The sequence below is a fragment of the Rubritepida flocculans DSM 14296 genome (assembly GCF_000425365.1).
Taxonomy (GTDB): domain Bacteria; phylum Pseudomonadota; class Alphaproteobacteria; order Acetobacterales; family Acetobacteraceae; genus Roseococcus; species Roseococcus flocculans.
In genome coordinates, this window is sequence record NZ_AUDH01000002.1 from 41,540 (window position 1) to 59,066 (window position 17,527).

The window sequence follows — 17,527 nt, forward strand, 5'->3', positions numbered from 1 at the left end:
GGCCGCTCAGCCGCGCACCACGCCCTTCAGCGCATCGGCCGCCGCCACCTCGCGGCCGTCGTGATGGCCGCAGGAGGGGCAGACATGATGCGGGCGCTTCAGCTCCCCGCAGTTGGAGCACTCGACATGGGCTTCCTTGGCCAGCGCGTGGTGGCTGCGGCGCATGCCGCGGCGGGAGGGCGAAACCTTCTTCTTCGGGACGGCCATCGGAGCCAGCCTTTCACATCAGGACAGGGGCGGGATCAGCCCAGGCGGACACGCCGCGGCGAGGCGCCACGGCCGGAAGGCGGCGCGAATAGCACCGCCCCCGCCAGGGGCGCAACCTACTCCCGGGGCCGGAGCTTCGCCAGCGCCGCAAAGGGGCCATGCGCGGCGCCATCCCCGGCCTCGGCCGGCAGGGTGGCGCCGGGCGCGCGGGGGTAGGGATCGAGCGCGAGGGAGAGCTGCTGGGCCAGGGCCTCGCCCAGATCGGCGACGCCGCCCTCGGAGGGGATGTCGTCCGGATCATCGTCGCCGTCGCTGGGCTCGATCCCCTCGGGCAGCAGCCGCCAGGCCACCGCCTCCTCCAGCCGCTGCCGCACGGGTTCGAGGCTGACCACGCAGGCCTGCTCCACCTCCGCGCGCAGGGCGCCCTCCACCTGCACCCGTCCCTCGGGGCCGGGCGAGAGCCGCAGTTCGGCGCCGAGCGCGTGCAGGGCGAGAAGGCCGAAGCGCCGGGCCAGCGCCGCGCGCTCGGCCTCGTCGGCCTCGAGCCGCAGCGCCTGGCCGCCCGCCGGCACATGCGCGAGAACGAGAGTGCGGGAGAATTCGGGGCTCATGCGGCGAGGCGTCCGGCGGCGAGGGCGGGCAGGTCCAGCGCCTCCAGCCGGGCGGCGAAGGCGCGGGCATGGGCCGCCAGCGCCTCGGCCGCGCCCTCGGGCGGGGCGGCCCCGGCCCAGACATTGCGCGCCAGCGCGGCGGCGAGCGCGGACTCCTCGCCCGCGTCCAGGGCCGCGCCATAGGCCTCGGCGCGGCCGTGGAAACCTTCCCACAGCGTCTTCACCTTCTTGCCCACGCTGAGGTCGCCCACCCCCATCTCGCGCAGCGTCAGGTCCATGTCCGCGAACATGGCGTCGAAGACGGCCTGGGCCAGCGCATCCGCCTCCGCCGAGCGCAGCGCCCGCAGCCGGCGGATGACGAGGCCCGCATGCAGGCAGACCAGCTCGAAGCGCCCGGCCGTGGTGTCCGGCGCGCCGATGCGGGCGTAGAGGGCGGGGTCGCGCGCGGCGGCCACGGCCGCGCCGTAGAGATGGAAGCCCGCGCGCTCCTGCGGGCGGCGGCGGAACAGGTCGAGAAGACCCATGGGGCGGAGGCGTCCTGCTCGGGGCGGCGGCGGCGCATTGACCGCGCCGCGGCGGTGTCGGTATGCACGCGACATGGTCCGCCCCGCCCGACTGGTCAACATGCGCGCCCTTCTGCTGGCGGGGTCGGTGCTCGGCCTCGGCGCCTGCGCCTATCTGCCCCCGCTGCCCGAGCGCCCGCGCGAGGTGTTCAGCGCCCCCATCACCAATCGCGGCCATGCGGTGACGGAGGAGCAGCTCCGCCAGATCACCCCGGGCGTCTCCACCCGCGCCGATGTGCAGGCCGTTCTCGGCAGCCCGAGCCATACGGGCACCTTCGCCGACGACACCTGGTATTACATGAGCTCCGTCACGCAGCTCCGGCCCGCGCGCAGCCTCGCGGTGCGCGACCAGCGCGTGGTGGTGGTGGTCTTCGACGGGCAGGGCACGGTGCGGGAGCTGCGCCAGTTGGGCGACGCCGATGCGCGCGACATCGCCTTCGTCAGCCGCGAAACGCCCACGCCCGGCACGGAGCGCACGCTGCTGCAGGCGCTGTTCGGCAATGTGGGCCGTGTGGGCCCGAACATCACCCAGCAGCAGACGCCCGGCTCCGGCCCCGGCGGCTCGGGCGGGCGATAGGGCCTGACCCGCGCCCGCCGCGCTGGACTTCGCGGCGATTTCCCGCAATGTGACGGTTTCCGCCGCATCCCGCCGCGGAATATGCTCGCCATGAGGAGCAGCAGCCCGTGATCCCCGCCCTGATGCCCACCTACAACCGCGCCGACCTCGCCTTCGAGCGGGGCGAGGGCGCCTGGTTGTGGACCACGGACGGGCGACGATTCCTCGACTTCGGCGCGGGCATCGCCACCAGCTCCCTCGGCCACGGCCACCCGCACCTGGTGCGCGCCATCGCCGAGCAGGCGGGGCGCGTGATGCATGTCTCCAACCTCTACCGGGTGCCGCAGGCCGAGGAGCTGGCGGCGCGCCATGTCGCCAACTCCTTCGCGGACAGCGTGTTCTTCTGCAACTCGGGCGCCGAGGCGAACGAGGGCATGGTCAAGGCCGTGCGCAAATACCACGCCGAGACGGGCCATCCCGAACGCTACCGGATGATCTGCTTCGAGGGCGCCTTCCACGGCCGCACGCTCGCCATGCTCGCCGCCACCGGGAACGAGAAGTATCTCGCGGGCTTCGGCCCGCCGGTGGACGGCTTCGATCATGTGCCCTTCGGCGACATGAACGCGGTGCGCGCGGCGATCACGCCGCAGACGGCCGGCATCATGATCGAGCCGGTGCAGGGCGAGGGCGGGGTGCGCCCCGCCACCCTGCGCTTCCTGCGCGATCTGCGCGCCGCCTGCGACGAGTTCGGCCTGCTGCTCGCCCTCGACGAGGTGCAGACGGGCATGGGCCGCTCCGGCAAGCTCTGGGCGCACCAGTGGGCGGGCATCGAGCCCGACGTGATGAGCAGCGCCAAGGGCATCGGCGGCGGCTTCCCGCTCGGCGCCATCCTCGCCAAGGAGCATGTGGCGAAGCACCTCAAGCCCGGGACGCACGGCACCACCTATGGCGGCAACCCGCTGGCCTGCGCGGCGGGCAACGCGGTGCTGGACGTGATGCTCGCCCCCGGCTTCCTCGATCGGGTGGACCGCGTGGCGCGCCATCTCTGGCGCGGCTTCCTCGACCTTGCGGCCAGGCACCCGCTGGTGGTGGAGGAGGTGCGCGGCGCCGGGCTGCTGCTCGGCCTCAAGCTGCGGCCGGAGGTCAACAACGGCGAGATGCAGTCCGCCTGCGTGGCCGAGGGGCTGCTGACCGTCGCCGCCGGGATGAACGTGCTGCGCGTGGCGCCGCCGCTCATCATCACCGAGGCCGAGGCGGACCTGGCGCTGGAGATGCTGGACCGCGCCTGCCGCCGCCTCACGCCCTCCCAGGCCAAGGCCGCCGCGAAGTGAGCGCGGCGGTGAAGACGGCGGGCGGCGGCGGCCCCCGCCATTTCCTGGAGCTGATGGACCTCGACTCCGCCTCGCTGCGGCACATGCTGGAGCTGGGCAAGAAGGCCAAGCGCGGCGAGATCAGCGGCAAGCCGCTGGAGGGCAAGACGATCGCGATGATCTTCGAGCTGCCCTCCACGCGCACGCGCGTCTCCTTCCAGGTCGGCATCCGGCAGATGGGCGGCGAGTCGCTGGTGCTGACGGCGAAGGAAATCCAGCTCAACCGCGGCGAAAGCGTGAAGGACACGGCGCGCGTGCTCTCGCGCTACGTGGACGCGATCATGCTGCGCACGGCCGATGTCTCGAACATCCGCGAGATGGCGGCCTACGCCACCGTGCCGGTGATCAACGGGCTGACCAACATCAGCCACCCCTGCCAGCTCATGGCGGACGTGATGACCTTCGAGGAGCATCGCGGCCCCATCGCCGGCCAGGTGGTGGCCTGGACGGGCGATGGCAACAACGTCGCGCAGAGCTTCATCCAGGCCGCGGCGCGCTTCGGCTTCACGCTGCGCATGGCCACGCCCGAGCTGCTCAGGCCGCCCGCCGAGCTGGTGGCCTGGGCGCGGCGCGAGGGCGCGCGCATCGAGCTGACGGACGACCCGGTGGCGGCGGTGAGCGGGGCCCGCGCCGTGGTCACGGATTGCTGGATCAGCATGAGCGACGAGAAGACCGCCGCCACGCAGAACCGGCACAACCTGCTGCTGCCCTATCAGGTCAACGCCGCCCTGATGCGCCACGCCGCGCCGGACGCCATCGTCATGCACTGCCTGCCCGCGCATCGCGGCGAGGAGATCACGGACGAGGTGATGGACGGCCCGCAATCCGTGGTGTTCGACGAGGCCGAGAACCGGCTGCACGCCCAGAAGGGCGTGTTGCTCTGGGCGCTGGGCCTCGCGTGAACCGTCCGGCGTGACCGCCGGACGGATCACCTCTCCAGCGCCGCCTCCACCGCCGCGGCGATGCGCAGCAGGCGGTGGTCCTCCCCGTGTTCGCCCATCAGCATCAGGCCGGCGGGGGCCTCGCCCGGCGCGTGCATGGGCAGGCTGATGGCGCAGCGGTCCAGCATGTTCGCCACCGTGGTGTTGCGCAGCAGCAGCAGGTTGATGCGGTTGTACTCGCCCTCCTCCTCCACCGCGGCGAGGGGCGGCGGGGCGAGCGGCACGCTGGGGCAGAGGATCGCGTCGAAGGGCGCGGTGGCCGGGGCGCAGGCGGCGATGAGCGCGGCGCGCTCGCGCAGCACTTCCAGGTAGTCGAAGGCGCTCATCCGCTCGCCGCGGCCGATGCGCTTGAGGATGCGCGGGTCGTAGCGCGTGCCGGCGGCGATGATCAGGTCGCGGTGCAGGTGGAAGGCCTCGCTGGCGGTGAGGCCCCCCTTGGCGTTGATCTCGGGGATGCGCTCGATGCCGGGCAGCGCGATCTCGGTCAGCCGCGCGCCGGCCGCCTCCAGCGCGGCCAGGGCGCGGGCGTAGGGGCGCGCCACCTCGCCCTCCAGATCGGCCTCGACATAGTTGGTGAGGATGCCGAGCCGCAGCCCCGCGAGCGGGAAGGGGGCGAGCGGTGCCGGCGCCTCGCCCGCGATCACCGCATCCAGCACCGCGCAGCAGGCGACGGAGCGCGCGAGCGGCCCGATGGAATCGAGCGAGGTGGAGAGCGGGAAGGCCCCCGCCAGCGGCACGCGCCGCGCCGTGGGCTTGAAGCCCACCACGCCGCAGAGCGCGGCGGGGATGCGGCAGGAGCCGCCCGTGTCGCTGCCCAGCCCGCCGAAGCCCATGCCGTCGGCCGCGGCCACCCCCGCGCCGGAGGAGGAGCCGCCGGGCAGCCGGCCCGTCGCCCGGTCCCAGGGGCTGAGGGGCGTGCCGTAATGCGGGTTCACGCCGAGGCCCGAGAAGGCGAACTCCGTCATGTTCGTCCGGCCGATCACGACGAAGCCCGCGCGCCGCAGCCTGGCCACCACGGGGGCGTCGGCGGCGGCGGGTGCGGCGCCCTCGCGCGCCACCGAGCCCGCCATGGTCACGCGCCCGGCCTCGTCGAACAGGTCCTTGATGGTGACGGGAATGCCCGCGTGGCGCGAGGGCGCGCGGCCGGCGCGGCGCAGCGCGTCCATGGCCCTGGCCTCGGCGCGGGCGGCGGCGGCGTGCAGGGCGGTGAAGGCGCGCGGGCCCTCGCCTTCCGCCGCGCGGGCCAGCGCCTCCTCCACCAGCGCCTCGGCGGTGGTGGTGCCGGCCTCCAGCGCCCGGGCGGCGTCCTCGATGGTGGGAAAAGCGTGGCGGGGCATGGGCACTCCTTCGCGCGGGGACGCGGCGGAGTATCGCGGGCGGGCGGGGCGGGCGGAACCCCGGGGGTCAGCAGGGGCTCGGGATTTCCTGCAGCTCCATCAGGCGGCCATCCACCGTGAAGTCGCCGAAATCCATCTTCAGCTCGTCGGCCACCCCGTTCTCGTAATAGCGCAGGCTGACCTCGTAGCTCGGCGTGGCCGCGCCGCCGCCCTGGCCGCCCTGGTCGCGGTCGAAGAAGGCGATGCGCATGCGCGCGCTGCCCTGGCTGGAGAGCAGCGGGATGCGCGGGTGCGGCTGCGGCGCGAGCCAGCCGCCGGAGATGATGGTCGTCGTGTCCTGCGCGCCGTCGGCGCTGGTGCCGTCGAAGAGCGGGGCGGCGTAGATCCGCCGGCCCTCGCGCGCCGCGGCCAGGCTGCGGATGGTGTGGATCATCGGCAGGATGGTGCCGGGCGGCAGCGGCTCCTCCACCGCATCGGGCAGGGTGTAGCGGATCACCCCGCCCTCGGGAGTCACCTCCGCCGTGCCGGCGACGCGGGAGGTGACGGCCCCCTCGGTGATCTGCGTCAGCGAGAAGCGCAGGCGCGAGCCGTCCTTCGCTTCCAGCGTGGCGTAGTCGCTGCTCGTCTCGATGGCGTTGCCGTCGCGGTCCTCGACGATGAGGGTGAAGCGCTGGCGCACCGCCCAGGCCTCGCAGGCGTCCACCACCTCGAAGAGCATGATGCCCTGGGCCTGCACCACGCCCGAGCTGTCGCGCACGCTGTCGAGCGAGAGGCGATAGGCCGCCCGATGCGCCAGCATGCGCTCATGCCCGGGCTCCTTCGCCGGGGCGGGGGCGGGCGCGAGGAGCAGGGCGGCGAGGGCGGCGAGGGCGGCGCGGCGGAGCATCGCCCCAACTTAGCCTTTCTTCGGCTCGGTTCCAGGCTTGGGCGGCGGCAGGACGACGCGCAGCGAGAGTTCCTTGAGGCGCGCCTCCTCCACCGGGGCGGGGGCGCCCATCATGAGGTCCTCCGCCTGCTGGTTCATGGGGAAGAGGATCACCTCGCGGATGTTCGGCTCATCGGCCAGCAGCATCACGATGCGGTCGATGCCCGGGGCGGAGCCGCCATGCGGCGGCGCGCCGTAGCGGAAGGCGTTGAGCATGCCGCCGAAGCGCCGCTCCACCTCCTCGGCCGGATAGCCCGCGATCTCGAAGGCGCGCAGCATGATGTCCGGGCGGTGGTTGCGGATGGCGCCGCTGCTCAGCTCGATGCCGTTGCAGACGATGTCGTACTGATAGGCCTTGATGGTCAGCGGATCCTGGCTGTTCAGCGCCTCGAGCCCGCCCTGCGGCATGGAGAAGGGGTTGTGGGAGAAGTCGATCTGCCCCGTCTCCTCGTTCCGCTCGTACATCGGGAAATCGGTGACCCAGCAGAAGCGGTAGGCGTCCTTCTCGATCAGGCCGAGCTCCGCACCCAGGCGGTTGCGCGCCTTGCCGGCGAGCTTCGCCGCCTCCTCGGCCTTGCCGGCGGCGAAGAACACCGCGTCGCCGTCCTTGAGGCCGAGCTGGGCGAGCAGGGCGGCGGCGCGCTCCGGCTCCAGGTTCTTCGCGATGGGCCCGGCGGCGGCGCCCTTCTCGACGGTGATGTAGCCGAGCCCTCCCGCGCCCTCGCTGCGCGCCCACTCGTTCAGCTTGTCGAAGAAGCTGCGCGGGTGGCCGCCTGCGCCGGGGGCGGGGATGGCGCGCACCACGCCGCCCTGGGCCGCGATCTTCGCGAAGAGGCCGAAGGAGGAGCCGGCGAAATGCGCCGTCACGTCCGCGATGCGCAGCGGGTTGCGCAGATCGGGCTTGTCGGAGCCGAACTCGAGCATCGCCTGCTCGTAGGGGATGCGCGGGAAGGGCGCGGGCGTCACCGCGCGCTTCGTGCCCGTCCAGTCGGAGAACTCCTCGAACACGCCGGCGAGCACGGGCTCGATGGCGGCGAACACGTCCTCCTGCGTGACGAAGCTCATCTCGAAGTCGAGCTGGTAGAACTCGCCCGGGCTGCGGTCGGCGCGGGAGGCCTCGTCGCGGAAGCAGGGCGCGATCTGAAAGTAGCGGTCGAAGCCCGCCACCATGCAGAGCTGCTTGAACTGCTGCGGCGCCTGGGGCAGCGCGTAGAACTTGCCCGGGTGCAGGCGGGCAGGCACCAGGAAGTCCCGCGCCCCCTCGGGGCTGCTCGCCGTCAGGATCGGCGTCTGGAACTCGGTGAAGCCCTGCGCGATCATCCGCCGGCGGATGCTGGCGATCACCTGCGAGCGCAGCATCAGGTTGCGGTGCGGCTTCTCGCGCCGCAGGTCGAGGAAGCGGTAGCGCAGGCGCAGATCCTCGGGGAACTCCGCCTCGCCGGCCACCTGGATGGGCAGCACCTGCGCCTCGCTCTGCACCGAGAGCTCCTGCACGCGCAGCTCGATCGCGCCGGTGGCGAGCTTCTCGTTCACCGTGCCCGGCTCGCGCGCCACCACCTGGCCGGTGACGGTGATCACGCTCTCGGGCCGCAGCCGGTCGGCCGCGGCGAAGACGGGCGAGGAGGGGGTCACCACGCATTGCGTGATGCCGTAATGGTCGCGCAGGTCGAGGAAGAGCAGCCCGCCATGGTCGCGCTTGCGGTGCACCCAGCCGGAAAGGCGGGCGGTGAGGCCGGCGTGCTCGGCGCGGAGCGCGCCGCAGGTGTGGGTGCGGTAGGCGTGCATGGCGTCCTGCGGGAAACTCGGGCGGGGAAAGGGCCTTTGCGCGCGCGGGAAGTCAAGCGCCCGCCCGGCGGCGCGGGGCCGGGGCGGCCTTGCGCGCCGGGCATGGGGCACTAAAGGGGGTGGCATGTCCCGCCCGCCCGAGCCCGCGCCCCGACTCGTCACCACCACCGAGGACCTCGCCGCCCTGTGCGACCGGCTGCGCCAGGAACCCTTCGTGACGGTGGACACGGAGTTCATGCGCGAGCGCACCTACTGGCCCGAGCTCTGCGTCGTGCAGCTCGCCGGCATGCAGGAGGTGGCGGTGGTGGACGCGCTGGCCGAGGGGCTCGACCTCGCCCCGCTCGGCGAGCTGCTGGCGGACCCGGCGGTGATCAAGGTGTTCCACGCCGCCCGGCAGGATGTGGAGATCTTCCTGCTGAAGTTCGGCGCCGTGCCCGCGCCGCTCTTCGACACCCAGGTGGCCGCCATGGTGGCCGGCTTCGGCGACCAGGCGAGCTACGACAGCCTGGTGCGCGCGCTGACCGGCGGCGCGATCGACAAGGCGCACCGCTTCAGCGACTGGTCGGCCCGCCCGCTCAGCGCGGCGCAGATCGCCTATGCGGCGGCGGATGTGACGCATCTGCGCCAGGTCTATCTGCGCCTGCGCGAGAGGCTGCTGAACGAGGGCCGCCTCGACTGGGTGGCGCAGGAGATGGACGCGCTGCTCGAGCCCGCGACCTACCTCACCGCGCCCGAGGAGGCCTGGGAGCGGCTGAAGCCCCGCACCAGCAACCGCCGCTTCCTGGGCGTGCTGCGCGCCGCCGCCGCCTGGCGCGAGGCGGAGGCGCAGCGCATCAACATCCCGCGTGGGCGGCTTCTGAAGGACGAGACGCTGCTCGAGGTCGCGGCCACGGCGCCGGAGACGCCCGAGCAGCTCGCCCGCGCGCGCGGCGTCAGCGAGGGTTTCGCGCGCGGCAAATCCGGCGCGGGGCTGCTGGCCGCCATCGCCGCGGCCAAGGCCCTGCCCGAGGAGGCACTGCCCCAGCCGCTGGAAGGCCGCAAGGGCGCGGGGGCCTCGCCCGCGCTGGTGGCGCTGCTCAAGGTGCTGCTGGCGGCGGCGGCCGAGGCGCACCACGTCGCGCCCCGCCTGATCGCCGACACGGAGGAGCTGGAGCGCCTCGCCGCCGAGCCCGAGCCCGAGCTGCGCTGCCTGACCGGCTGGCGGCGCGAGGTGTTCGGCGCGGATGCGCTGGCGCTCAAGCAGGGGCGGCTCGCCCTCGGCGTGGCGGGGCGGCGGGTGCGGCTGATCCAGGTCTAGGCTCAGCGCGCCCGCTCGATCCGCGGATCGGGCACGCGCGCGGCCGCCAGCACCTCCACCGAGGCCGCACCGGCCGCCAGCAGCGCCGCGGCGCAGGCGTTGGCGGTGGCGCCGGAGGTCAGCACATCGTCCACCAGCAGCACCCGCTTGCCGGCCAGCGTCGCCGCCGCGCGCGGCGGCGCCCGGAAGGCCCCCTCGAGCTCGGCCGCCCGGGCCGCCGCGCCGAGATCGCCGAGGGGCCGGGTGCGGCGGGCGCGCCGCAGCAGCAGCGGCGCATGCGGCACGCCCGAGAGGCGGGAGAGTTCCCGCGCCAGCAGCGCCGCCTGGTTGTGCCGCCGCCCGAACAGCCGCCAGCGGTGCAGCGGCACGGGCAGGAGCAGATCGGCCTCGCGCAGCAGGGCCGCCCCCGCCCGCGCCATCAGCCGGGCGAGAGGCCGGGCCATCTCGGTGCGGTCGCGGTGCTTGAAGGGCAGGATCAGCGCCTTCGCCCCCTCGTCGTAGCGCAGCGCGGCCCGCGCCCGCCGGAACAGCGGCGGTGCGGCCAGGCAGGCGGCGCAGACCAGCCCTTCGGCGCGGAACTCCCCCGCCGCGTCATGCGGCAGCGGCACGCCGCAGACGGCGCACATCGGCGCGGTGACGAAGGAGAGCCGGGCGAAACAGCCGGGGCAGAGCCCGCCCTGCTCGGCCACCGGCTCCTCGCAGGTCAGGCAGGCGGGGGGCAGCAGCGCATCGAGCGCCGCGCCCCCCAGCGCCTTCAGCCGGGCGGCGAGGGCCATCGCCCGAACGGGGCCGTCCCGTCCTTCGCCACCTCGTGGACCAGGTCCACCTCCCAGGAGAGATAGGCGTGCATCGCCGCCTCGATGCCGCTGTTGCGGTCATAGGGGCGCAGATACCAGTCCACGCAGGCCTCGTCGGGCGGGTTCTGGCGGTCGCTCGCCACCGGCAGCCCGGCCGCGCGCCAGGCCTTGAGCCCGCCGGCCAGCACCCGCGCGCCCGGCGTCTCGGCGGCGGCGAGATGGGCCAGCGCCTCGTCGGGCGCGGTGATCACCACCGGGCCCTGGACGGGCGGCAGCCGCCCGCGCACCGCCCAGACGCTGCCGGGGATGTGGCCCGCGCGGAAATCGATGGAGCGGGCGAGGTCGAACACCGTCACACCCTCTTCGCGCGCCAGCGCCTCGGGGGTGATGGTGGGGGCGTCGCGGCGCTCGGGCATCTCCGGCGCCCAGGGGCCTTCCTCGAGCGGGCCGTTCAGCGGGTCGCTCACCACGCAGATTTCCCAGCCGCCCATCTGCGCGAGCCAGCCGCCCGTCATGCGCGCGCGTACCGTGTCGTCGTCGGCGAGGATCACCCGCGCCCCGCGCACCGCGATCCACTGGTCCGTGGCCTGGACGAGCTGCCCGCCCGGCGCGTGGCGGAAGCCCGGGATGTGGCCGGCGGCGTATTCCTCGGGCGCGCGCACGTCCAGCGCATAGGTGCTGCGCGCGGGGTCCTGGCGCAGCGCCTCGGCCTCGGCGCGGGTGACGAGGCGCACCCCGTGCCGCGCGGCGAAGGCGCTGGCGTGGCGCAGCGCCTCGGCGGCCGTGCGCGGCGTGCCGGGCGGATAGGCGCGCGTCTCGCCCCGCGCGCAGGCGAAGCCCGCCAGCTCCCAGCCCATGGTGCCGTTGCGCAGGGCCAGCACCCGGTTGGGCACGCCGATCTGGCGCAGGCTCTCCGCCCCCATGATGCTGCGCGTGCGGCCCGCGCAGTTGACGACGATGGTGGTCTCGGGCCGCGGCGCGAGGTCGCGGATGCGGTAGGCCAGCTCGCCCCCGGGCACGTTCACGCCGCCCGGGATGCTCATCTTCGTGAATTCGTCCATCGGGCGGCTGTCGAGGATCACCATGTCCGCCCCGGCGCGGATCATCGCGTCCAGCTCCGGCGGGTCCAGGCTCTCGGTGCCGTAGTGGTGCTCCACCCATTCGCCGAAGGCCTTGGAGGGCACATGCACGCCGGTGAAGACCACGCCGCCCGCCGCCGCCCAGGCGGGCGTGCCGCCCGCGAGCACATGCACATCCGTGCAGCCGATGCCGCGCAGATACTCGGCGAGGTGCGCCGCATGCCCCTCGCCGCCGTCCACGCAGACGACGCGCGCGCCGCGCCGCGGCAGCAGGGCGCGGGCGCGCAGCTCCTTCTTCGAGAGCGGGCAGGGCACCGCCCAGAACAGGTGGCCGTGGCCGAACTCGCCCTCCTCGCGGGCGTCGAGGATGGCGAGCTCGCGCCCGTCACCCAGCCACGCCTTCAGCGTGGCGGCATCCACTTCCATTCAGCGATCCCGCCCGGCCGTCGGCTTCATGAAGTTCTTGTTGTAGTAGCTCACCTGGCCGGTGAGGTCGTCATAGGCGCGCCGGCCCTCGAGCTTCTCGAGCGCGAGCCCGTACATGTGCAGGTGGCGGGTGGGCTTCTCGCCGGTGGTGTGGATCGAGTGGATGTCCTCCGGCATCAGGGCGATGCCCCGGCCGGGCTCGACCATGATCTCCTCGCGCACGCGGAGTTCGCAGCGCTCGGGGTCGCTCCCGTCGTCCAGCCGCTCATAGACCTTGTTCAGCTCCTGCCCGTCCACGGCGACCACCACGGCCCAGGTGGTGTGGTCGTGCGGCTTGGTGCTGTTCCCGGGGTTGAGCGCGTTGAGATAGAGGGCGAAGCGCCCGCCCTCCTCCTCGCGCAGCAGATAGCGGTTGGAGCCCTTCTCGCCGTTCGGCGGCGGGGGGAACTCGGTGGAGGGGAAGAGGTGCTCCTGCGCAGCGAGCTGCATCAGCTCGGCCTTGATGGCCTCCAGCGCCGCGCGCGTCACGCCCATGCGGGCCTCGATTTCGCGCACGCGCGCGACGGTGGCGGCGACGGCGGCCTGCCGCGCGGCCTTCACATCCATCTGGTTCATGGCGGGTTCCTCCTCGGGAGGCGAGAGCTTAACGCCGCTGGACAAGGCGCGCCACGCCCCGCAGATGGGGGCGGTGAGCCCGCCGCCCGAGATTTTCGACCGCCGCCTCCTCGCGCTGCGCCGCGCCCGCGCCGCCGCCCGGGTGGAGGCGGTGATGCCGGTGCTGGAGGCGGCGGCCGAGCGGCTGCTCGACCGGCTCGACGACACGACGCGCCGCTTCTGCCGGGCGCTCGACCTCGGCGGGCGCGGCGCGGTGGCGCCCCGGCTGCGCGCGCGCGGGATTCCCTTCGTGGTCTCCATGGACCTCGCCCCCGCCATGGCGGCGCGCGCGGGCGGGCTCGCGCTCGCGGGCGACGAGGAGTGGCTGCCCTTCGCCCCCGCGAGCTTCGACCTGATCGTGGCGAGCCTCAGCCTGCACTGGGTGAACGACCTGCCGGGCGCGCTGATCCAGCTTCGCCGGGCGCTGGCGCCCGACGGGCTCTTCCTCGCGAGCCTGCCCGGGCTCGGCACGCTGCAGGGGCTGCGCGAGGCGCTGGCCGCGGCCGAGGCCGAGACGCGCGGCGGCGCGAGCCCGCGCGTCTCCCCCTTCCCGGAGCTGCGCGACCTCGCGGGGCTGCTGCAGCGCGCGGGCTTCGCCCTGCCGGTGGCGGACCAGGAGCGCCTCTCGCTGGCCTGGCGCACGCCGCTCGGCCTGGTGGCCGATCTGCGCGCGGCGGGGGAGAGCAATGCGGTGCGCGCAAGGGATGGCCGCACCCCGCCGCGCGCCCTCTTCGCGCGCGCCTTCGCCGCCATGCCGCTCGCCATGGAGGCGCCGCTGCTGGTGATGACGGGCTGGGCCCCGCACGAGAGCCAGCAGAAGCCCGCCCGCCCCGGCAGCGCCACGGTGCGGCTGGCGGAGGCGCTGGGCGGCGTCGAGCACAAGGCCGGGGAGAGGGCGGGTTGAAGCTTCGCCCCGCCGCGCGCATCTTGGCCCGATCGAGGCCATGAAGGCGGGTCGGACCCGGAAGATGGACAAGCAGGGCGGCGAAGCGCGCCGCATCACCCTCCACCGCCCCGAGGATTTCGAGGGCGCGCGCCGCGCGGGCCAGCTCGCCGCCGCCTGCCTCGACATGATCGAGGCGCATGTGAAGCCCGGCGTGACCACCGGCGCGCTCGACCGGCTCTGCCACGACTTCATGGCCGATCACGGCGCGGTGCCCGCAACGCTCGGCTACCGCGGCTACGCCCATTCCTCCTGCATCTCGCTCAACCATGTGGTCTGCCACGGGATTCCGGGCGAGCGCGTGCTCTGCGAGGGGGACATCCTCAACATCGACGTCACCGCGCTGCTCGACGGCTGGCACGGCGACACGAGCCGCATGTTCGCGGTGGGGGAGGTCAGCACCAAGGCGCGGCTGCTGATCGAGGTGACCTATGAGGCGATGATGCGCGGCATCGCCGCCGCGAAGCCGGGCGCCAGCTTCGGCGACATCGGCCACGCCATCCAGTCCTATGCGGAGAAGCACCGCTTCTCGATCGTGCGCGACTTCTGCGGCCACGGCATCGGGCGCAACTTCCACGAGCCGCCCAATGTGCTGCATTTCGGCCGCCCGGGCGAAGGGCCGCGGCTGCAGCCGGGCATGTTCTTCACCATCGAGCCGATGGTGAACGCCGGCCGGCCCGAGGTGAAAATCCTCGAGGATGGCTGGACCGCCGTGACGAGGGACCGTTCCCTCTCCGCCCAGTTCGAGCACATGGTCGGCATCACCGAGACGGGCTGCGAGATCTTCACCCTCTCGCCCGCCGGGCGGCACAAGCCGGTCTTCCGCTGATGCGCCGCCCGCCCCTCGGCCGCCTGCGCGCCCGCCGGCGATGACCGGCCGCCGGCGCGGGATGGCGGAGGCGGCGGGCCTCTTCCCCGTGGCGGACCCGGCGCCCAAGACGCCGGGGGTGGAGGGCCACCGCGCGCGGATGCGCAAGAAGCTGCTGACGGCGGGGCCCGAGGCGCTGCTCGATCACGAGCTGCTCGAGATGGTGCTCTTCCTCGCCCTGCCGCGGCGCGACACCAAGCCCATCGCGCGCGCGCTGCTCGGGCGCTTCCGGGATTTCGCCGGCGCCGTCTCGGCCCCCGAGGCCGATCTGCGCGCCATCGAGGGGCTGGGGGATGCGGGCATCGCCGCGCTGCGCACGGTGCAGGCGGCGGCGCTGCGCCTCGCGCGGACCGAGCTGCGCGAGGCGCCGCTGCTCAACAACTGGTCCCGCCTCGAGGCCTATCTGACGGCGGTGCTGGCGCGCGAGCCGGCCGAGCAGTTCCGCGTGCTCTTCCTCGACACCCGCAACCGCCTGATCGCCGACGAGGCGCAGGCGCGCGGCACGGTGAACCACACGCCCGTCTATCCGCGCGAGGTGGTGAAACGCGCGCTGGAGCTGCACGCCACCGCCCTGATCCTCGTGCACAACCACCCGAGCGGCGACCCGACGCCGAGCCGCGCCGACATCGAGATGACGGAGGAGGTGCAGCGCGCCGCCGAGGCCCTCGGCATCGTGCTGCACGACCACCTCATCGTGGGGCGGGGCGCTGTCCTGTCCTTCCGGCGCGAGGGGCTGCTCTAGCCGGCTGCGGCGCGGCGCGGGCGGGGGCGGCGGCACGGGCGGGCTGGGCCGCCTGGCGGGCGGGGGCGCGCACGGGGGCGGCGCCGGCCCGGGCCGGGGCGCCCCGCCGCGCGACGGGCGGGGCGGGCTCCGTCACCACCTCTCCGGCCGGCGCGGCCGCGGGGGCGGCGGCGCTGGGCGGCGGCATGGGCTCGCCCGGCTCCACCGGCCCGCCGCGCAGCGCGGCGGCGATTTCCCGCACGAAGGCGCGGGGATCCGCGACCGGCGGCGTGTGGCGCGGCATGGAGGCGCGGATGCGCAGGATCTGCCCCCCCGCCGCACCGACGCAGACCAGGCTCTGCACCGGCTGGCGGCCATAGGTGCCTTCCATGGCGGCGCAGCGCAGCAGCGGCGCCGACGGCGGCTCCTGGAACTCGGCCGCGACGCTGAGGCGGCGCGCCGGGCCCTGGCCGCGGGCGCTCTCCGTCACCCAGCGCTGGAACTCGGCCTGCACCTCGGCCTCCTGCGGGCCATCGGCCGGCGCCGGGCCCTCGGGGCGCAGCACCTGCACGAAGGCGGCGGCGCGGCGGCCCTCGGTGGCGTAGTTCACCTCCGTCCCCGGGCGCGGCTGGCTGACCGGCACCGTCGCCCCGCGCTGGAAGCCGGCGGCGGCGCCGGGCAGCCTTTCGGCCAGCGCGGCGGGGGCGTCCGCCCGCGGCACGGGGCCGGCGACGGGGGGCGCATCGCGCGCCGCCTCGCAGGCCGAGAGAAGGCCGAGCGAGAGGAAACCGAGGATCACCGCGCCGCGGGCAGCGGCAGGCCGAGGCCGAGATGCGCGTTGGACGCCAGGATGCCTTCCCACAACAACTCCAATCCGATCCAGGCGATGAGTGCCACCCCGATGTAGGCGATGAAGCGGTATCGGTCGAGAAGCCGCGCGAGCCAGGCGCCCAGCAGCCCGATCATCACCACCGAGAGCAGCAGCCCCACCACCAGCAGCTTCGCGTTCGCCCGCGCGACCGCGGCCACCGCGAGCACATTGTCGAGGCTCATGGAGACATCGGCCACCACGATCTGCCACAGCGCGGCGGAGAGGGATTTGGGCGCCTCCTCCGCCTCCGCCTCGCCCGCGCCCGCGCCGCCGGCGAGCAGCTCGCGCAGGAAGCTGCCGGCGATGACCAGCAGCGCGAGCCCGCCCACGACATCCACCCACCACAGCGCGAGCAGCCAGGAGGCGAAGAGGGAGAAGCCGATGCGCAGCACCGCGGCGGCGAGGATGCCGAAGGCCACCGCCCGCCGCCGCAGCACCGGCGGCAGCCCGGCCGCGGCCAGCCCGATCACCACGGCATTGTCGCCGGAGAGGACGAGGTTCAGCCAGATGATCTCGAGCAGTCCGGGCAGGGAGGCGGCGATGTCGGGCACGGCGCGTGACCTTCGCAGGGCGGGTGTCGCTGGCCGCGGAGTCTAGCCTCGCCCCTCCCGCCCGTCCTTGGCCCGGCGTGGCGCCGCCGTGAAGCGTGCGCCACCTTGCCCCGCATGCCGGCGGGTGCCGGCGGGAATGTCGCGCCCTTTGCCGCCCGGATCAGCCGCCCCGGTCGGCGCGGCGCAGGGCGCGCAGCACCGCATCCACCATCAGCGTCGCCACCGCGGTGAAGATCACCACCTGCAGCAGGGTCGCGCCCGCCCACATCCAGGCGGGAAAGACGCCGGGCAGCGCCAGGTAGCCCAGCGGCAGCAGCAGGAAGGCGTAGGAGCCGGGCACGCGGTCCGCCACCTCGGCCGTGCCCTGGTAGATCATGTCGCCCGCCACATAGAGGATGATGAGCAGCCCCACCCAGGCGATCCAGCGGTGCTTGTTCAGCAGATTCGCGATGAAGGTGGCGGCCACGCCCATCAGCACCACCGAGATGGCGAGGCCGATGATGAGGATGTAGGGGTGGTCCTTCGCCGCGCCGGCCACGGCCAGGACGTTGTCGAGGCTCATGGACACGTCCGCCACCAGGATCTGCACGATGGCCTGGCGCAGCGTCTTGCGCGGGGCCTTGGCCTCGGCCTCGGCCAGCGCCTCGCTGTGGTCCTCGTGCCCGCCGCCCTCGCGCAGCTCGCGATACATCTTCCAGCACACCCAGAGCAGCAGCACGCCGCCCGCCAGTGTGATGCCGACGATGGCGAGAAGCTGCACCGTGATGCTGGCGAAGGCGATGCGCATCAGGGTGGCGGCGATGATGCCCCAGAAGATCGCGGTGCGGCGCTGCTGCGGCGGCAGCCCGGCCGCCGCCATGCCGACGACGATGGCGTTGTCGCCCGCCAGCACGATGTCGATCATCAGAACCTGAAGAAGCGGGACGACCCATTCCGGCATGACGGAACCTCAACCTCTCAACATGGATTTTTCTTCATCGCGGCATCGGCCCCGCGCGGCCGAACACTAGGGAAAACTTGGCCTG

At 73.9% G+C, this 17,527-nt stretch carries 18 protein-coding genes and 1 pseudogene; 7 read left to right on the forward strand and 12 right to left on the reverse strand.

Annotation, left to right across the window (positions count from 1 at the left end):
* Nucleotides 1-6: 6 nt before the first annotated feature.
* The 3 genes from rpmF to H596_RS0102695 form a co-directional block, all read right to left on the reverse strand.
* Nucleotides 7-207 (reverse strand): 50S ribosomal protein L32, encoded by a 201-nt coding sequence (gene rpmF, locus H596_RS0102685; RefSeq protein WP_027283588.1) that lies wholly within the window; start codon nt 205-207, stop codon nt 7-9.
* Nucleotides 208-323: 116 nt separating this feature from the next.
* On the reverse strand, nt 324-818 hold the full coding sequence (locus H596_RS0102690) for a YceD family protein (RefSeq protein WP_027283589.1): 495 nt from the start codon (nt 816-818) through the stop codon (nt 324-326).
* Nucleotides 815-1,342, reverse strand: coding sequence for a ubiquinol-cytochrome C chaperone family protein (locus H596_RS0102695; protein ID WP_037299791.1), 528 nt, complete (start codon nt 1,340-1,342; stop codon nt 815-817). Before H596_RS0102695 ends, H596_RS0102690 begins: the two co-directional genes overlap by 4 nt.
* Nucleotides 1,343-1,415: 73 nt before the next feature.
* Between H596_RS0102695 and H596_RS0102700 the strand changes: the two genes are divergently transcribed.
* The 3 genes from H596_RS0102700 (at nt 1,416) to argF (ending at nt 4,209) form a co-directional block, all read left to right on the forward strand.
* Nucleotides 1,416-1,958, forward strand: a complete 543-nt coding sequence (locus tag H596_RS0102700; protein WP_027283591.1) for an outer membrane protein assembly factor BamE — start codon at nt 1,416-1,418, stop codon at nt 1,956-1,958.
* Between the two features lie 107 nt (nt 1,959-2,065).
* A complete protein-coding gene (locus H596_RS0102705; RefSeq protein WP_211225237.1) occupies nt 2,066-3,268 on the forward strand; it encodes an aspartate aminotransferase family protein in 1,203 nt (400 codons plus the stop codon).
* Nucleotides 3,265-4,209 (forward strand): ornithine carbamoyltransferase, encoded by a 945-nt coding sequence (gene argF, locus H596_RS0102710; protein ID WP_027283593.1) that lies wholly within the window; start codon nt 3,265-3,267, stop codon nt 4,207-4,209. Before H596_RS0102705 ends, argF begins: the two co-directional genes overlap by 4 nt.
* Nucleotides 4,210-4,235: 26 nt before the next feature.
* On the opposite strand, the gene H596_RS0102715 is transcribed toward argF, so the two are convergent.
* The 3 genes from H596_RS0102715 to aspS all read right to left on the reverse strand — a co-directional run bounded on the left by H596_RS0102715 (nt 4,236) and on the right by aspS (nt 8,295).
* Complete coding sequence (locus H596_RS0102715) at nt 4,236-5,585, reverse strand: amidase (RefSeq protein WP_027283594.1); 1,350 nt, start codon at nt 5,583-5,585, stop codon at nt 4,236-4,238.
* Nucleotides 5,586-5,652: 67 nt separating this feature from the next.
* On the reverse strand, nt 5,653-6,471 hold the full coding sequence (locus H596_RS19750) for an EipB family protein (RefSeq protein ID WP_084602536.1): 819 nt from the start codon (nt 6,469-6,471) through the stop codon (nt 5,653-5,655).
* A 9-nt stretch (nt 6,472-6,480) separates the two neighbouring features.
* Complete coding sequence (aspS, locus tag H596_RS0102725; protein WP_027283595.1) at nt 6,481-8,295, reverse strand: aspartate--tRNA ligase; 1,815 nt, start codon at nt 8,293-8,295, stop codon at nt 6,481-6,483.
* A gap of 124 nt (nt 8,296-8,419) precedes the next feature.
* On the opposite strand from aspS, the gene rnd reads away from it, so the two are divergent.
* Nucleotides 8,420-9,592, forward strand: a complete 1,173-nt coding sequence (gene rnd, locus H596_RS0102730; protein ID WP_027283596.1) for a ribonuclease D — start codon at nt 8,420-8,422, stop codon at nt 9,590-9,592.
* Between the two features lie 2 nt (nt 9,593-9,594).
* On the opposite strand, the gene H596_RS0102735 is transcribed toward rnd, so the two are convergent.
* The 3 genes from H596_RS0102735 to H596_RS0102745 are packed head-to-tail and all read right to left on the reverse strand — an operon-like array spanning nt 9,595 to nt 12,509.
* Entirely contained in the window at nt 9,595-10,368 is a 774-nt protein-coding gene (locus tag H596_RS0102735; RefSeq protein ID WP_051212277.1) for a ComF family protein, read from the reverse strand.
* Nucleotides 10,347-11,894, reverse strand: coding sequence for a rhodanese-like domain-containing protein (locus H596_RS0102740; protein WP_027283598.1), 1,548 nt, complete (start codon nt 11,892-11,894; stop codon nt 10,347-10,349). Before H596_RS0102740 ends, H596_RS0102735 begins: the two co-directional genes overlap by 22 nt.
* Nucleotides 11,895-12,509, reverse strand: a complete 615-nt coding sequence (locus H596_RS0102745) for a cysteine dioxygenase family protein (protein ID WP_156910007.1) — start codon at nt 12,507-12,509, stop codon at nt 11,895-11,897.
* A 64-nt stretch (nt 12,510-12,573) separates the two neighbouring features.
* On the opposite strand from H596_RS0102745, the gene H596_RS0102750 reads away from it, so the two are divergent.
* From H596_RS0102750 to radC, 3 genes are all read left to right on the forward strand, one after another.
* Nucleotides 12,574-13,452 (forward strand): methyltransferase domain-containing protein, encoded by an 879-nt coding sequence (locus H596_RS0102750; protein ID WP_037299890.1) that lies wholly within the window; start codon nt 12,574-12,576, stop codon nt 13,450-13,452.
* Between the two features lie 64 nt (nt 13,453-13,516).
* Nucleotides 13,517-14,320 (forward strand): type I methionyl aminopeptidase, encoded by an 804-nt coding sequence (gene map, locus H596_RS0102755; RefSeq protein ID WP_027283601.1) that lies wholly within the window; start codon nt 13,517-13,519, stop codon nt 14,318-14,320.
* 61 nt (nt 14,321-14,381) lie between these two features.
* A complete protein-coding gene (radC, locus tag H596_RS0102760; RefSeq protein WP_027283602.1) occupies nt 14,382-15,101 on the forward strand; it encodes a RadC family protein in 720 nt (239 codons plus the stop codon).
* Here radC and H596_RS0102765 read toward each other — a convergent pair.
* The 3 genes and pseudogenes from H596_RS0102765 to H596_RS19755 all read right to left on the reverse strand — a co-directional run.
* Nucleotides 15,049-15,879, reverse strand: coding sequence for a hypothetical protein (locus H596_RS0102765; protein ID WP_027283603.1), 831 nt, complete (start codon nt 15,877-15,879; stop codon nt 15,049-15,051). The genes radC and H596_RS0102765 overlap by 53 nt on opposite strands.
* Nucleotides 15,876-16,502: a YjbE family putative metal transport protein gene (locus H596_RS0102770; protein WP_027283604.1), complete on the reverse strand. Its 627-nt coding sequence runs from the start codon at nt 16,500-16,502 to the stop codon at nt 15,876-15,878. Before H596_RS0102770 ends, H596_RS0102765 begins: the two co-directional genes overlap by 4 nt.
* A 334-nt stretch (nt 16,503-16,836) precedes the next feature.
* Nucleotides 16,837-17,442 (reverse strand): annotated as a pseudogene (locus H596_RS19755) (TerC family protein); the annotation flags it as partial.
* Nucleotides 17,443-17,527: the final 85 nt, after the last annotated feature.

Excerpts from the sequence above, each read along its gene's own strand:
- H596_RS0102745 (WP_156910007.1), bottom strand. The coding sequence starts at position 12,509 with ATGAACCAGATGGATGTGAAGGCCGCGCGGCAGGCCGCCGTCGCCGCC.
- H596_RS0102740 (WP_027283598.1), bottom strand. The coding sequence starts at position 11,894 with ATGGAAGTGGATGCCGCCACGCTGAAGGCGTGGCTGGGTGACGGGCGC.
- rnd (WP_027283596.1), top strand. The coding sequence starts at position 8,420 with ATGTCCCGCCCGCCCGAGCCCGCGCCCCGACTCGTCACCACCACCGAG.
- H596_RS0102690 (WP_027283589.1), bottom strand. The coding sequence starts at position 818 with ATGAGCCCCGAATTCTCCCGCACTCTCGTTCTCGCGCATGTGCCGGCG.
- H596_RS0102715 (WP_027283594.1), bottom strand. The coding sequence starts at position 5,585 with ATGCCCCGCCACGCTTTTCCCACCATCGAGGACGCCGCCCGGGCGCTG.
- radC (WP_027283602.1), top strand. The coding sequence starts at position 14,382 with ATGGCGGAGGCGGCGGGCCTCTTCCCCGTGGCGGACCCGGCGCCCAAG.
- rpmF (WP_027283588.1), bottom strand. The coding sequence starts at position 207 with ATGGCCGTCCCGAAGAAGAAGGTTTCGCCCTCCCGCCGCGGCATGCGC.
- H596_RS19750 (WP_084602536.1), bottom strand. The coding sequence starts at position 6,471 with ATGCTCCGCCGCGCCGCCCTCGCCGCCCTCGCCGCCCTGCTCCTCGCG.
- H596_RS0102700 (WP_027283591.1), top strand. The coding sequence starts at position 1,416 with ATGGTCCGCCCCGCCCGACTGGTCAACATGCGCGCCCTTCTGCTGGCG.
- H596_RS0102695 (WP_037299791.1), bottom strand. The coding sequence starts at position 1,342 with ATGGGTCTTCTCGACCTGTTCCGCCGCCGCCCGCAGGAGCGCGCGGGC.
- H596_RS0102735 (WP_051212277.1), bottom strand. The coding sequence starts at position 10,368 with ATGGCCCTCGCCGCCCGGCTGAAGGCGCTGGGGGGCGCGGCGCTCGAT.
- H596_RS0102750 (WP_037299890.1), top strand. The coding sequence starts at position 12,574 with ATGGGGGCGGTGAGCCCGCCGCCCGAGATTTTCGACCGCCGCCTCCTC.
- map (WP_027283601.1), top strand. The coding sequence starts at position 13,517 with ATGGACAAGCAGGGCGGCGAAGCGCGCCGCATCACCCTCCACCGCCCC.
- aspS (WP_027283595.1), bottom strand. The coding sequence starts at position 8,295 with ATGCACGCCTACCGCACCCACACCTGCGGCGCGCTCCGCGCCGAGCAC.